The organism is Parasphingorhabdus sp. (assembly GCF_965233695.1).
Classification (GTDB): Bacteria; Pseudomonadota; Alphaproteobacteria; order Sphingomonadales; family Sphingomonadaceae; genus Parasphingorhabdus.
This window is the reverse complement of record NZ_OZ247497.1, coordinates 967,924-982,274: the sequence shown is the minus strand read 5'-3', so window position 1 is coordinate 982,274 and position 14,351 is coordinate 967,924. Positions and strand designations below refer to the sequence as shown.

Below are 14,351 nucleotides of genomic sequence, written 5' to 3'. Positions count from 1 at the left end.
CTATAATTCCAGATGAATTTTGATCTTGGAAAATTCTCTGGCCGGCAGTTTCGAGAATTTTTTCCAATAGAGAAGCGGATATAGATGCCAGCCGAGCATTTTGAATCCAAGAAAACGGAAAACATAAAGTGGAGCCTTATACCACGGCTTATCGTTCAAGATTGCACGCAGGGCCCGCACCGACTGGCCCGCCGAAACACCATCCAGCGCAAAAATGGAATGGGGCGCGTCGATAAATGTCAGCGGTTCGTCACCGATGACTCTTATCATCCAGCGACTATCGGCATCGACCATACGATCTGTCTCGAACGGGTGGCGCTTGCCTTTCGGTACATCGAAGACGAATGCGCCGTGTAATGGCAAATTGGGCTGCCCCATCCTGACCGATATCGGTGTCCGCGAAAAAGCATAGGGGCCAGCAAGGATGACTGCATTAAATCCATAAGATTTTCCCGGTTCGAGATTCCCGAGATAATTTACCGCTTCCCAATGCTGACAATCTCCGCTGTTGAGAAAAACTGCATGGCTTTCGTTTTCCAGTGCTTCAAGGCCGCAATTCATCGCGCGATAAATGCCGCGCTGGGTTTCCACCACCAAAGTGTCCCCAGGGCTCATATGCCGTTCCAACAAAGCTTGATGTGCAGGGTCGGAACCACCATCAACAATTATCCATCGAAACTTGAGACCGGCTGCCCGCGACGAGGCCAAACTCCGTGCAGTCCTCTCAAAATCCGAAGAATTATTGTAGGTCAAAGTTATTATGGCAAGTTGCCTCATTGGGATTTTCTGAAGCCAGTTTTCTGTTTTGATGAATAGGCGCGTCTTCTTTTCGGTCGAGCCTGGGAGGTGCTCTGATCGCGCTTAGCCCGTCGATCCCGAAAAGCCATAAAAGCAAAATAGAAGGCAGCGATCAGAATCGGGAAATTGTCGCGCATATCGCCTGAAAATAAGGGGCCGGCGACAATTCCAAGAAGATAGAGATATTTAGGTTGACCGATGATCTTGGCCAATAAGTAGATCATCACGATCGTCATAAACACTCCAAAACCAGGGCCATGATAAGCAAAGGCTTCAACAAGTATCGAGTGCGGGTAACTACCATAAATTGTGTACAGATCGGAAATCGTATAATTTTCGCTGAATATGATACGGGGACTCATCAACTCTTGTATCATTAACAGCCGGAACGCTTCCGAAGCGTTGTAAATACTGAGGTTGATTCCCAATTCGCCAAGCAACGTAAATACTTGTTGTAAGTTGATAATCGATAGGAGTGCGATGATGATCGAGACGGGCACAACAAACGATCTGAGTTTTGGCACGAAAATATTGAGCAGGAAAATGCCCAACATCCCAGCATAAAGCAACTGGCCGGCGCGTGAGTCAATAATGATGACCAGCCAAAAGGTGATTGCGCTGATCAGAATGAATCCGCTCCAGTAACGCTTCTCTATGCAGCCCCAAGCAATCAGGCCAAACCACAATAATGCGATGCGATAGAGGATATTCGCTCCAAACAAGGCTGTGATCTGGTTCTCATTTTGAAAAAAAGGCGCGAGACCTGCGAATATCAGTCCGCCGGATATAACATGGTTTCCGAGAGGCAGATTCTCAGCTTCACGCATGAAGAAAAGCAGCGGCCAAGATACAAACATCAAAATCGGCCAGATATAATAATCATCATAGGATGCAACAAAAGTTGATCTGTCCAACAGCAGAATTACTAACCCAAAGGCTAGAAGCGCCAATAGCGGGGCTCCGGATTTTGCACGAAATTCTCCAGCTGAAGCGAGAATTATATGACAAGCCAATGAAATCGGAAAAACGACATAGAGGCCGGCAACAATGGAGTTGGTTGCAAAAAACAACAACATGAAGGGCAACATCAGTACCGCCCAATAGTCCGCGAACCCCATCAAAGGTAGGCGGGAATTTTTCTGTCGCTGTGGAGCCATCGAAACTGGTTTGGCCATGCTAGAATAGTTTTCCTCGAACGACCTAAGTTATGGACTCAAAAGAGTTGCTTGAATTAGAAAATCCAATAACGAATTGGCGTACCAGACAATCAAACTTTCGATTTATCGAATTGGATCGCTTAGTAGCAAAATCGATCAGAATGTGTAAAGTTTTTGTTTCGGTACGCCAGTTACAGCGTTCAGACCGGGCTCGCTTTGACCGAAGCATCCAATCTAGAGTTCCCAGATCGATATGATGCGTGGACTGGTCGGCGGGATGTGGCATTACGCTTGACAACCATCCTATTGTTCTGGATTGCGATTGCGTTTCGTTCGAAACTACCTGGTCCGGACCCTGGAACATGCACATATTATTTCTCACCGATAACTTCCCACCGGAAACCAACGCGCCCGCGAGCCGAACCTTTGAACATGCAAAAGCCTGGGTTGACGCGGGTCATGACGTAACAGTCGTAACGTGCGCTCCAAACTTTCCAAAAGGAAAGGTTCACGAGGGTTATCGCAACCGGCTTTGGCAATCTGAAAATATGGCGGGCATCAAAGTTATCAGAGTTTGGACCATTATCGCGAAAAATGAGGGTTTTGGTCTGCGTATACTAGACTATTTAAGCTATATGGTTTGTGGATTTCTCGGTTCGCTCTTTGTTAGGAAACCGGACGTTGTTGTCGGTACGTCGCCGCAATTTTTCACCGTATGCGCAGCCTGGGCGGTTGCCGCACTCAAGCGCCGTCCCTTTGTTTTTGAACTTCGGGATATTTGGCCGGAATCGATCCGCGCGGTTGGCGCGATGGAAAGCAGTAAACTACTGGATTTTTTTGAAAAAATAGAATTATTCCTCTATCGAAAAGCTCATTCTATCGTAGCGGTTACTCATCGCTTCAAAGAGAATCTAATCTCCCGAGGCGTGGACGGACAAAAAATCAATATAGTAACCAATGGTGTGGATCGCACCAATTTTAACCCGCTGGCAAAGGATGAAAAGTTGCAGGCCGAATTGGCTTTAGAAGGGAAGTTTGTTGCGGGCTATGTCGGAACGCATGGTATGGCCCATGCACTTGATACCGTAATTGATGCCGCGAAAATTCTGGAAAAATCGGGTTTGCACGATGAAATACGCATCATCATGCTGGGTGATGGCGCTAGTCGCGCGCATCTCCAGGATAGAGCGCAACAAGAGGGCGTGACGATCATATCTTTCATCGATAGTGTATCAAAGGACGAGGTGAAGAATTATTGGTCTTTGCTCGATGTTTCGATAATACATTTGAGTAAAAATGATTTGTTCAAACAGGTTATACCATCAAAGCTGTTTGAGTGCATGGGCATGGGCATACCTGTACTTCACGGTGTTCAAGGAGAATCTGCGGAAATCGTAACGAACAACCAAGTCGGGCTTGTTTTCGAACCTGAAAATGCTGAATCTTTGGCACAGGGGATCGTACGTTTGCGCGATGACGACAAATTGAGATTAAAACTTGCCGCCAATGGTATCAAAACTTCGGCCAAATATGATCGGCTTTTACTTGCGGAACAAATGTTAAGAATTCTCAAAAGTTGTACGGATATTCAAGCTCCGCCAGAGAGCTTGAAACCTAGAAATTGAGCAATGTGAAACGAGTTAGGAAAGAAGTTTCCTTTTAACTTAGCGCGACAGACAGATTATTGCGATCTCAGCTGGTTACTGTAGTCGCGGGATAATAGCCGAAATTTTCAGTGCAACAAAACTTCTTTAGCTTTGCTTTGTTTGCAAAAAAGAAACACAGTAAAATAAGTAGCGATTGAAAGAAGAATTAATATCCAACTGGACCAAGGTAAGATTATGGCAATGATTGCTGGTACAAAAATCATACACCAATATACCAATAATCCCTTTCGCCAGCCGATCCAGTCTTGCAACAAGTGATGTAAGTGGTTTCGATCTGGCTCGAACGGTGATTTTCTTTCGCGAATCCGAGTAATCATTAATCGGCCCATGTCGCCAACCGGTACCATAAACATCAGGCCGATTTGATCCGCAGAAACTAATAGGTCTGATCGCTGATATACATAAATTGAGAAGAGACCGATGAACGCCGCTAGCCCATAGCTTCCGCCATCACCTAAAAAAATCTGCCCCCTCAGATTGAAGATGAACAATGCGAGTGTCGCTCCAGTGAGAATCGCGATAATTGGCCCTAAATTGGCTCGGGCGCTCACCAACAAAATGAGTGAAAAACCGAAGCAGAGGCCGGTAACGAGCCCGTTTTTTCCGTCAGCCATATTAATTGCGTTTATAAATGCAACTAGCGACAGGACAGTTAGAATTATCGTGAAGCGCCCCAACGACAAGTATTCGGTACCGCCACTCCATGAGACTGTTCCAATCTGTAGACCTGGTATAAACCACATTGCTACGCCAAAAAAAAGAGCGGAAATTATTAGCCTAATAAATGCCGGAATATGGACGCGATCATCGAAGATGGCGAGGCCCGCGATTAGGGTTCCTACGGAGGCGATTGCTATGATCGCATTCTGAAAATAATATGGGTAAATTAATGTGTAGGCGATCATCAAGGGCGCAATTATGAACAAAATGGTCAGCCCCCCCATTAATGGAGTGGGATGCAAGTGCTTTTTACGGCCACCTGGTAGATCAATCAGCCCCAGTTTATTGGCAAGTCTGCCACCTTTTGAAACCAAGGCTACAGTCAAAAAAAAGGAAAGCATCCCTACAACAATAATATGCAACGTCATGAAGGTTCTGCCCAATCCATCAACTTAAATCTGCCTTCGACGCTCGTCAAAAATCATATCACGACGGTTGCCATATACGGCCTACAGGCAATATTAGCCTTAGCAAAAGCCTACATAGCGTTTTAGATATTTCAAAGGGCATTACTGTGGCATACCAAACTTTCTGCCTCTCGCTGATTTGTATAGCAAGATATCTTTTTTGTCTACAGGTGTCGGATAACTTTTCTTGCCCTCTAAATGCCATCATTCATTTCCTGTTGGCGCAGTTGGTAAATTGGATCCGCCGAGCATGCCCCGACCTTTGCACGCTCTGCAGATTTTCTCTTCCCCAGGGCAATCTGGTCTAGTTGTACCAATTGGGCAACATTCTTTGTCAGAAGAGATCCATATCGTACAAAGGTATACTTTTCCAAGCCCACTGCACATTTTGCACTCTTCGAACAAATATAATGCTACCACAATTTAACGCCTCATTTTTGAGCAGATTGATCCAGGAATCCCTTTGGAGGGCGAGCTATATAATATTCCAATTGCCACCTTACAATGCGGTCAGCGAAATATGAATGTTAAGTTTTGAGTGGCGATTTCCGGATGTATTTTTGTAGACTGAGCTTCGCGCAGGAAGCTGGCATAAAAAATCATCCACATGGCCGCTGTATTTATTTGAATGACACTGTAATTTCAGTAACATGATTCACTAAGATTCTTAAATTACAACAGGATCGGATTTGATCGTTTCTTCGTCCATCGTACAATTGTAACAAATAAGGGCGAGGTTTATACATAAATACAAAAAACTACACCCCAAACCCGGACAAAAACCTTGCTCCCCGTGATCTAATAGATTCTGAGAATCTATTCTCTGGCTCAATTAGTGCAGCAGGATTCCTATATATCAACAGAGTAGGTGACAGGAGGGGATGACACAATCCGAAATCAGATCTCTCTGGCAAGGGGACAAATTTTTGGTGATTACTCGTTTGTCACGCCAAAAAATCCAACTATTACAAACCCTTACCAAAACCCCGTGCAACCTCCATACCCGCCTCTCGTACCTAAATCTCGTCAACCAGTTCCGTCAATGTCGCCAAACACTCGCGAGCCAGTAGCTTGCAGCGTTCCGGCGACCAGCCCTGTTCCACGTCCGGCAGGTCGCGGTTATCCTTGAACGGCATTTCCAATGTCATTGCGATGGCGCTGAAGCGTTCAGCGACCTGATTGGTGGACATGGAAAGATTGGCCTTGCCCTTGGCGGCAGTCGGGTAGCCCAGCTCTGTCTGAAAATCGGGGGTGCGGGCTGCCAGTCGGTCGCGATAGGCGTTATATTTGCGCCCCATTTCATCCGTCCAGCTTGGGATTCCTTCAAACCCGGCAATAAACACCGCCGGTATCGCTTCATCGCCATGGACGTCCATCGCAAAATCAACGCCGGTTTCATCCATGGCGTTTCGGACACAGAGGACTTCCGGGCTTTTGTCGGCGCTTGGTTCATGCCATTCGCGGTTTAGGTTGGTGCCAACGTGATTGGTTCGAAGGTGCCCTCTAAACGAACCATCCGGGTTCATATTAGGGACGATATGGAATTGGCATTTCTGCAGCAATGCCCGCGCATGGGGATCAGTGGGATCGGCGAGCATTTCCAACGCGCCTTCCATCCACCATTCGGCCATGCTTTCACCAGGGTGCTGCCGGGCATAGAGCCAGACCTGCTTGTCGCCTTCGCCCATGGACAGGCAATCAATAGGCTGCCCTTCCAACGAATGCCCTAGTGTACGGCAAGTCACGCCTTCCACCGATGCCAGTTCGGCAATCAGGTCATGATGCCGGTCCATGCTGTAAGGCGCGAAATAAGCGAACCAGACGATATTGCTGGTCGCGGTATAGTTGATGGAGAGCGTGCCCTTAGCTTCATCATAGCTGCTGTCCGCACGGCCCCAATATTCCCGGTCTTCGGTGACGCAAGCATTATAACCGGGCCATCCTTGCGGATAAGCGGAGTCTTTCAAGCCGTTGATATTGAGTTCGAGCGTATCCCCGATTTCGCAGGTCACACGAAAGTGGAACCATTGAAAAAACTCGCTGTCCTTGTCCTTTCGGATCGACAACTCGGCTTTGGTACCGGAAATTTCATGGACGTTTATGTTTCCGCTATCGAAAGCGGCGGTGATCTGGATATTTTTGGTGCTCATGGCACCCTGATAGTGGTTCCTGACTCTCCGGGGAAGTCCCTGAATAACGCTTCAGCCAATTTTGATGCGGCAAGGCCTGGCTGTGATGCTGGCGAGCCATCTTTTGCTTCCACCGAAGACCGGCCTTCCCAAATCGTTTGGCCATCGGCGCGGCGGGTAATGCGGACGGATAATTCGGTCGCGATCTTGTCCTTGGGCTTGCCGCTCAAGTTGATGCCAATGCCCAAACCAACGCCGGAGCCATAGCTGCCGGTGCTGCCACCGACGCCCACCGATACCGGTGATCGTCCACCGCCAGCGGTTAACCGGCTTTGTTCAACAGAGACGCGAGCGACATATTCGCCATTAGCAGCATCCGTGCCGGGATCGGAAAAGCCGACCCGCTGCAACTCTCTGCGCACGGCGGCTTCATAGGTGCCTTGTTCCAGCACTCGGCCTTCGCTTGTGTCAGAGGTTGAGACGATAGCAATCGTACCGGTTGCTATCTGCGCGTTCTGTGCATTGTGAAAACGAGTAACATTTACCGGTGGCGTGGATGCGACACAGGCTGTCATTGTTAGTGACAATAATGCAATCCCGAAAAGCTTCTTGCGTGCCATGATTTTCAAACTCCCGACCAACTGTGCGCTATCTTAGCCCAAATTTTGCTATGCAGGCGTAAATAATTGCATCTGCATGGCCCTATGGTTAACCGGATGACGACTTTTCCCGGATATAGCGCCTGAACGATCAGGTTTTGAGGAGACAATATGTCGGATCGCTTCACAATATTGGTTACTGGCGGGGCGGGCTATATCGGCAGCCACGCAGTGCTGGCTTTGCAAGATGCCGGCTGGCCAGTGGCGGTGATCGACAATCTGGTCACCGGGTTTCGCTGGGCGGTGCCAGACAATGTCCCTTTTTATGAAGGCAATGTTGCCGATGATGCGTTGATTGCAAAAATTGTCGAAGAACAGAATATCGGTGCGATCATGCATTTTGCCGGATCGGTCGTCGTGCCGGAATCGGTAGAAAATCCGCTCAAATATTACGATAATAACAGCGCCAAGAGTCGCAGCCTGATCGCAGCAGCGGTCGCCAATGGCGTGAAGCATTTCATTTTTTCATCCACCGCGGCAACCTACGGAATTCCCGAAGAGAGCCCGGTGAAGGAAGATGCGCCACAAGTGCCGATCAATCCCTATGGCATGTCCAAATTGATGACCGAACATATGCTGCGCGATGTGTCTGCGGCGCATGACATGAATTTCTGCGCTTTGCGCTATTTCAACGTGGCGGGTGCCGATCCGGCAGCGCGAACCGGACAATCCACTGCTGGCGCTACCCATCTGATCAAGGTCGCGGTGGAAGCGGCCTTGGGCAAGCGGGATAGCGTAGCGGTTTTCGGCACGGATTATGATACGCCCGATGGCACGGGCGTGCGCGATTATATCCATGTTTCCGATCTGGCAGCGGCGCATGTGCTCGCGCTGGAGGCGCTTATCGCTGATCCGGACCAGAATCATTTGCTCAACTGCGGTTATGGCCGGGGGTTTTCGGTACTCGAAGTGCTCGATGCCGTGGACCGTGTCACGAATCTCAAAATTTCCCGCAAGCTGGAAGGCCGTCGCGCTGGCGATCCCGATTCGCTGATTTCGGACAATCGCGCGATCATGAAACGCTTCCCGTGGCAGCCGCAATATGCCGATTTGGACAAAATTGTGACCCATGCACTGGCTTGGGAGCGCAAATTGGGCGAAATTCGCAGGGAATAGGCCATCTGTGTGCTTGACTTTGGCGGGCCGTAACCCTAACTGCACCGTCTGCATACGGCTCCGGCTGTTTCAAGAAATTTAAAAATATTAAGGCGTGGTACCAAAATGAAGATCCGCAACTCTTTGAAGTCGCTCAAAAACCGTCATCGGGACTGCCGCGTGATCCGTCGTCGTGGCCGCACCTATGTGATCAACAAAACGAATCGCCGGTTCAAAGCGCGCCAGGGCTAAATTTGTTTCATGGCAGATGCGACTGCCATTTCTAAAATCGATACCGTTATATTCGATGTAGGCAATGTCCTCTATCGCTGGGATTTGCGCTGCCTGTTTGAGAAACTGATTGACGATCCGCAGGAACTGGATTGGTTTCTACTGAATGTCGTCACGCCTGAATGGCATTTTCAGCATGACGCAGGCCGTCCACTGGCTGATATGCTGCCCGAACGGATCTCACAATTTCCCCAGTATGAATCACATATCAAAGCTTATGCTGCGCGGTTCAATGAAACTATTCCCGGGCCCGTATCTGGATCATTACCACTAGTGGAGGAGCTCGCCTCTAACGATGTTCCGATTTTCGGGATCACGAATTTCGGCTCGGAATTCTGGCAAGTCTTCCGCCCGACGGCTGCAATATTCGATCTCTTCTCCGACATTATTGTGTCCGGTGACGAAAATCTGATGAAGCCCGACGCCGCAATTTACGAACTGGCGCTCGACCGCTTCGGTGTTGCAGCGGAGCAATGCCTGTTCATCGATGACCGGCTCGACAATATCGAAGGTGCCGAGGCACTGGGGATAAAGGGTCATCACTTTCAGGATGCGGCTTTGCTAGAGGCAGAACTCAAGGCACTGTCCCTATTATAACCGCGCCTGCTCTGAATCAGGGCGTGTAATAGGTCGGCGATCCTGGGCCGACGGGCAATCCCAGCGCAAAAACCCAGATAAAGAAGAAGACCGACCAGCAGAGAATGAAGAAGATCGTATATGGCAACATCATCGCGATCAAAGTGCCGACACCGAGATTCTTGTCATAACGGGTTGCCCAGGCTAGAATCAGGCCGAAATAGCTCATCATCGGAGTGATGATATTGGTCGTCGAATCGCCGATCCGATAGGCGGCCTGAATGACCTCCGGCGCGTAGCCGATCAGCATCAGCATCGGTACGAAAATAGGGGCAGTAACCGCCCATTGCGCCGATGCCGAGCCAAGCGACAAATTGATTACCGCACAGATCAGGATGAAGAAAAAGAACACCGCCGGCCCCGTCATACCCGTGTCGAGCAGGAACTGCGATCCGGTCACCGCGGTGATCGCGCCCAAATTGGTCCACCCGAAAAAGGCGACAAACTGGGCTGCAAAGAACACCAGCACGATATAGAGACCGAGCGACGCGAGTGCATCGGCCATTGCGTCAATCACATCACGGTCGGTTTTCATCGAGCCGACCACCCGGCCATAGGCATAGCCCGTGACCACAAAGAAAATCAGGATCCAGACCACAAAGCCTTTAAAAAAGGGCGAATTGATCCGGTCGCCGGTTTCCGGATTGCGCAATATGCCCCAGTCAGGGAGCAAGGTCAGCGCCATCAAGCCCAATACCCCCAATAGCGCGATCCCGGCCCAACGCAGGCCCTTGCGCTCTTTGCTGCTGATTTCCTCCATCATCCGGTCATCAAGGATGGTGGCGTCAGCGCCGGATGGATTATACTTCCCCAGCTTGGGTTCCACGATGAAGATTGTTACCAGCGAACCAACGGCTGTAATCAGGAAGGTCGATGCGACCATGAAATACCAGTTGGCCGTCGCGACAACCGTATAATCCGGGGCGATCAGACGCGCTGCTTCTTGGGTGATACGGCCAGCAAAGGGTCGACCGTGCCTATCAGCAAATTGGCGCTATAGCCTCCCGAGACGCCAGCAAAAGCTGCCGCCATACCGGCTAGCGGATGGCGTCCGAGCGCATAGAAAATCGCGCCCGCCAGCGGAATTAAAACGACATAGCCCACTTCTGATGCGGTATTGGATACGATCCCGGCAAAGACAATCGCCACCGTCACCATATGCGGCGGTGCGGAAAGAACCATGGAGCGCACAGCTGCCGATAAAAGCCCCGATTTTTCTGCCACGCCGACGCCGAGCATAGCGACCAGCACCACGCCAAGCGGTGCAAAACCGGTGAAGTTGGTCACGAGGTTGGTGAAAATGCGCCGCACGCCATCGCCATCCAACAAGCTGACCGCCCGGATCATGCCATCCTCTGCAACGCCTGCCGCGCCGGCGGGACGCGGATCGACAACCGCCAGACCCATCCAGCCTAACAGGCCGGATAGAAAGACAATGCCAATCGCGAGCAAGGCAAATAGCGTCACCGGATGCGGCAGCAAGTTGCCGAGCCACTCCACACCGTCAAGAAAGCGGGTAAAGCCGTTGCGACGGGGTAGGACCGCTTGCTGCTGGCCATCGGCCATATCTGTTCTCCAATTTATCGCGTAACCAGAACTGCCGCGACTGGAGCATGACCAGCGCGAGAAACAGGGTGAGACTACAAGAGACTATTGAATGATTTCAAGGTAGAAGATCATTCCGGTTGGGCATCGCCAAAGCGCTAGCGAATTGGCCATATGTTTTCTGGATAGGATCCCGCCGACGCTGACGCTTGAGCAAGGCCAACTCCTGTAGATTTTGGCCATGCTGTTATGGGATCAAAACATCCCACTGCAAGGATCAGGAGACTATTCGGTCACGGCCAGCGTATAGGTGATCTTGTACTGGCTGCTATCTCCCGTGAGCATTTCTGAAAATGTCCCTGCTTCTGTACCCAATGTGACAGTTCCGATCACGTCATGGCCACCAATTTGGTCATGTTCCATCACCCGAAAGCCGATGGGTTGCTCAAATGCAAATTTCTCCTCGACAGTCCAGCTTTCGCCTTTTTTGATGTTAAAGGGCTTGGTGCCGCGTTGCGGAAATCTGTCGCCCCCTTCAAAACTCAGGAAAAGTTGATCTGGCCGCCCCAGAAAACCGGTAAGTTTTATGCATTCGATCGTGATGTTGCTCAGGATGAATTTGCCAGTCAGGCCCGCAGCGGGTGCTGAATCCGCATCAACAATAGCGGCGCTCAGTCCCAGCGATTGCGAAATTTTCCGGCTGGCCGCCACCGCATATTTTCCGCTGGGAAATTGCGATAGATAGGCGCTAAAGGCGCTGACTTCGTTGGCGGCGATGGCACCTTGCCAGGTCAGGTCCTCAATAGCTTCGAGATTTCGCGCTTGGCTGGCAGTTTCCGGAGGTGCGGCCTTTGCCTGTGTTCTCGGCACCAAGTAGATCGGTGTCCCGGTGATGCTGGCACTTACGAACGGTCTTTGATTTCCTCCTGTTGCAGCCAGGACATCATCTCGAACGGTGCCACCGAGCAACTGGACGGGAAGATCCGGTTGGGGCAGTCTCCTGGCCAGCGAGGTTGCGAATGGAGAGTTCTTCCCTACTCCATCGGTTGCCGTTTGCCCGGGAGCAGCAGCATAAATTACCAGGAAATTGTCAACATCGATTCCGGCCAATCCATTTGTTACCGACCGGGTGCTGGATTTCCATGTGCGTGCGAATGGATTATTCCGGCAGGCGTCCAGGACGACGATGCGCATCTTTGCGCCGGCGATCGTTTCCATCACCCGGTCCAACTCAATCGCTTCATATGGCAAGTCGCGTGCGCTTCCCAGTTCGGCATCGACGGGGATCAACCAATTCTTGCCCTGCCCTTCAATGCCGTGACCGGCATAATAGACCATCGCCACATCCGCGCCGTCGGCACTATTGCGAAAATTTCTGAGCACTTTTTGAAAATCGCCGATGCCAAGGTCTAGCGCCAGCGTTGTGACTTCAAATCCAGCCTGTCTGGCCGATGCAAGTATCAATTTTGCATCTCCGTTAGGATTCTCGAGCGGACTGGTGAGCTGATAGTCTGAATTGCCAATGATCAATGCTACTTTTCGTGCATCGGCAGGCGATGTGCCTAAAAACATAGTGACAGCCACTATGATGGATAAGATACGAATCATATAATCCCCCAAAGCCCTCGGCAAAACCAAAGGCTCATTTCCCCTGACCCGAGCGAGTTGGCTGATAAGCAGGTCATACCGGTCCGAGCTGCTTCAGAGGCTAGCCCCTTTTATACTGGACCGCAAATACTCGCTTAGATACAGGCTCGGCTCCGGTCGCGCATTGTCGGATAACGACCTGCCTAATTCCGATTCAATTCATTTCCGCTTAAGCGCACCACATGCAGCAAGTTGGTCGATCCGGGTGTTCCGAAAGGTACGCCGGCACAAACGATCAGGCGCGAACCGGCCTCACCCAGCTTGTGGCGTAGAGCCATGCGCTTGGCTTTGGCGATCATTTCTTCAAAGTCGCTGACATCACGGGTGACAACAGCATGAGCACCCCATAACAGGCCGACGCGCCGCGCGGTATGGCGATCAGGAGTAAGGACCAAGAGCGGAACTGAGGGACGTTCCCGCGCCATGCGCCGCGCCGTCGAACCCGATTTGGTGAAGCACACTATTGCAGATGTCTTGATCGTCCGGGCAATATTATAGCTCGCTGCGGCCAGCGCATCGGCAGTCGTTTCATCCGGCACCGTTTCGGTAAAATGCACACGCTCTGCATAGGATGGGTCACTTTCCACCTGCATGGCAATCCGGTCCATCATGGTGGCGGCTTCGATGGGCCAGTCGCCAACCGCAGATTCCGCTGAGAGCATGATTGCATCGGCGCCGTCATAAATGGCGGTCGCGACGTCAGAGACTTCCGCTCGGGTGGGCGTGGGTGATTTGATCATCGATTCCAGCATCTGTGTCGCCACAACAACCGGGCGGCCCAGTTTGCGTGCAGCGGCGACAATCTGTTTTTGCAGTGGCGGGACCTGTTCCGGCAGCAATTCCACGCCAAGATCGCCACGGGCCACCATGACCGCGTCGGAAAGCTCTAGAATCTCGTCGAGTCTGTCGATCGCTGCGGGTTTTTCTATCTTTGCCAGCAAAGCCGCCTTGCCGCCAATCAATCGCCGTGCTTCGGCGACATCTTCAGGGCGCTGGACAAAGCTCAGCGCAATCCAGTCGACATCCTGGTCCAGCGCAAAGGTCAGGTCCCTGCGGTCCTTGTCGGTGAGGGAACTGACCGGCAGTACTACTTCAGGAACATTTACGCCCTTGCGGTCCGATATGGGGCCGCCGACAAGCACTTTTGTCTCGACGCTCTTGCCATCGGTTTTGGTGACTTCCAGACGTATCTTTCCGTCATCCAAAAGCAGTGTGTGACCGGGCTCCAGCGTCTCGATAATTTCCCGGTGGGGAAGGTTGACGCGCTTGGCATCGCCTTTGGTCTTTTGCAGATCCAGGGTGAACTTCGCGCCCGTTTTCAGCTCGACAGGAGCTTTGGCAAAAGTACCGATGCGCAATTTGGGGCCTTGCAGATCCGCGAGAATGGTTATCGGCCGCCCGACTTTCTTTTCCAATGCGCGAATGGACTTCACATTTTTTGCATGCGCTGCATGTTCGCCATGGCTCATGTTCATGCGAAAGGCATCAACCCCGGCCTTGTACATTTTTTCGATCATTTCCGGACTGCCGCTGGCCGGACCGAGGGTCGCGAGCACCTTTACTTTGCGGTCGCGGGAGAACATATGCGTTGCCATTAAAA

11 protein-coding genes and 1 pseudogene are annotated in these 14,351 nt (G+C 51.0%); 4 read left to right on the top strand and 8 right to left on the bottom strand.

Annotated elements, in window-relative coordinates; translation table 11 throughout:
- A complete protein-coding gene (locus ACO6S1_RS04545) occupies window positions 1–777 on the bottom strand; it encodes a glycosyltransferase (protein ID WP_422345143.1) in 777 nt (258 codons plus the stop codon).
- Window positions 774–1,973, bottom strand: a complete 1,200-nt coding sequence (locus tag ACO6S1_RS04540; RefSeq protein ID WP_422345142.1) for a hypothetical protein — start codon at window positions 1,971–1,973, stop codon at window positions 774–776. Before ACO6S1_RS04540 ends, ACO6S1_RS04545 begins: the two co-directional genes overlap by 4 nt.
- A 344-nt stretch (window positions 1,974–2,317) precedes the next feature.
- Here ACO6S1_RS04540 and ACO6S1_RS04535 point away from each other — a divergent pair, with 344 nt between their 5' ends.
- Entirely contained in the window at window positions 2,318–3,580 is a 1,263-nt protein-coding gene (locus tag ACO6S1_RS04535; protein WP_422345141.1) for a glycosyltransferase family 4 protein, read from the top strand.
- Window positions 3,581–3,687: 107 nt separating this feature from the next.
- Here ACO6S1_RS04535 and ACO6S1_RS04530 read toward each other — a convergent pair whose 3' ends face one another.
- From ACO6S1_RS04530 to ACO6S1_RS04520, 3 genes are all read right to left on the bottom strand, one after another.
- Window positions 3,688–4,710 (bottom strand): glycosyltransferase family 4 protein, encoded by a 1,023-nt coding sequence (locus ACO6S1_RS04530; protein ID WP_422345140.1) that lies wholly within the window; start codon window positions 4,708–4,710, stop codon window positions 3,688–3,690.
- A 1,055-nt stretch (window positions 4,711–5,765) separates the two neighbouring features.
- Window positions 5,766–6,899 carry a M14 family metallopeptidase gene (locus ACO6S1_RS04525; protein ID WP_422345139.1) on the bottom strand — a complete coding sequence of 378 codons (1,134 nt, stop codon included), beginning with the start codon at window positions 6,897–6,899 and terminating at the stop codon, window positions 5,766–5,768.
- Complete coding sequence (locus ACO6S1_RS04520; RefSeq protein WP_422345138.1) at window positions 6,896–7,498, bottom strand: DUF4136 domain-containing protein; 603 nt, start codon at window positions 7,496–7,498, stop codon at window positions 6,896–6,898. The genes ACO6S1_RS04525 and ACO6S1_RS04520 overlap by 4 nt, the downstream gene beginning before the upstream one ends.
- A 150-nt stretch (window positions 7,499–7,648) precedes the next feature.
- On the opposite strand from ACO6S1_RS04520, the gene galE reads away from it, so the two are divergent.
- The 3 genes from galE to ACO6S1_RS04505 all read left to right on the top strand — a co-directional run bounded on the left by galE (window position 7,649) and on the right by ACO6S1_RS04505 (window position 9,520).
- Entirely contained in the window at window positions 7,649–8,653 is a 1,005-nt protein-coding gene (gene galE / locus ACO6S1_RS04515) for a UDP-glucose 4-epimerase GalE (RefSeq protein WP_422345137.1), read from the top strand.
- Window positions 8,654–8,758: 105 nt separating this feature from the next.
- Window positions 8,759–8,884, top strand: a complete 126-nt coding sequence (ykgO, locus tag ACO6S1_RS04510) for a type B 50S ribosomal protein L36 (protein WP_007165381.1) — start codon at window positions 8,759–8,761, stop codon at window positions 8,882–8,884.
- Window positions 8,885–8,893: 9 nt separating this feature from the next.
- Window positions 8,894–9,520: an HAD family hydrolase gene (locus ACO6S1_RS04505; RefSeq protein ID WP_422345136.1), complete on the top strand. Its 627-nt coding sequence runs from the start codon at window positions 8,894–8,896 to the stop codon at window positions 9,518–9,520.
- Between the two features lie 16 nt (window positions 9,521–9,536).
- Here ACO6S1_RS04505 and ACO6S1_RS04500 read toward each other — a convergent pair.
- From ACO6S1_RS04500 to pyk, 3 genes and pseudogenes are all read right to left on the bottom strand, one after another.
- Window positions 9,537–11,125 (bottom strand): annotated as a pseudogene (locus ACO6S1_RS04500) (AbgT family transporter).
- Between the two features lie 264 nt (window positions 11,126–11,389).
- Window positions 11,390–12,712, bottom strand: a complete 1,323-nt coding sequence (locus ACO6S1_RS04495) for a caspase family protein (RefSeq protein WP_422345135.1) — start codon at window positions 12,710–12,712, stop codon at window positions 11,390–11,392.
- 182 nt (window positions 12,713–12,894) lie between these two features.
- Window positions 12,895–14,346, bottom strand: coding sequence for a pyruvate kinase (pyk, locus tag ACO6S1_RS04490; RefSeq protein WP_422345134.1), 1,452 nt, complete (start codon window positions 14,344–14,346; stop codon window positions 12,895–12,897).
- Window positions 14,347–14,351: the final 5 nt, after the last annotated feature.

Coding starts and splice junctions, on each gene's coding strand:
- ACO6S1_RS04520 (WP_422345138.1), bottom strand. CDS start 7,498: ATGGCACGCAAGAAGCTTTTCGGGATTGCATTATTGTCACTAACAATG.
- ACO6S1_RS04540 (WP_422345142.1), bottom strand. CDS start 1,973: ATGGCCAAACCAGTTTCGATGGCTCCACAGCGACAGAAAAATTCCCGC.
- ACO6S1_RS04525 (WP_422345139.1), bottom strand. CDS start 6,899: ATGAGCACCAAAAATATCCAGATCACCGCCGCTTTCGATAGCGGAAAC.
- ACO6S1_RS04545 (WP_422345143.1), bottom strand. CDS start 777: ATGAGGCAACTTGCCATAATAACTTTGACCTACAATAATTCTTCGGAT.
- ACO6S1_RS04505 (WP_422345136.1), top strand. CDS start 8,894: ATGGCAGATGCGACTGCCATTTCTAAAATCGATACCGTTATATTCGAT.
- galE (WP_422345137.1), top strand. CDS start 7,649: ATGTCGGATCGCTTCACAATATTGGTTACTGGCGGGGCGGGCTATATC.
- ACO6S1_RS04535 (WP_422345141.1), top strand. CDS start 2,318: ATGCACATATTATTTCTCACCGATAACTTCCCACCGGAAACCAACGCG.
- ykgO (WP_007165381.1), top strand. CDS start 8,759: ATGAAGATCCGCAACTCTTTGAAGTCGCTCAAAAACCGTCATCGGGAC.
- ACO6S1_RS04495 (WP_422345135.1), bottom strand. CDS start 12,712: ATGATTCGTATCTTATCCATCATAGTGGCTGTCACTATGTTTTTAGGC.
- pyk (WP_422345134.1), bottom strand. CDS start 14,346: ATGGCAACGCATATGTTCTCCCGCGACCGCAAAGTAAAGGTGCTCGCG.
- ACO6S1_RS04530 (WP_422345140.1), bottom strand. CDS start 4,710: ATGACGTTGCATATTATTGTTGTAGGGATGCTTTCCTTTTTTTTGACT.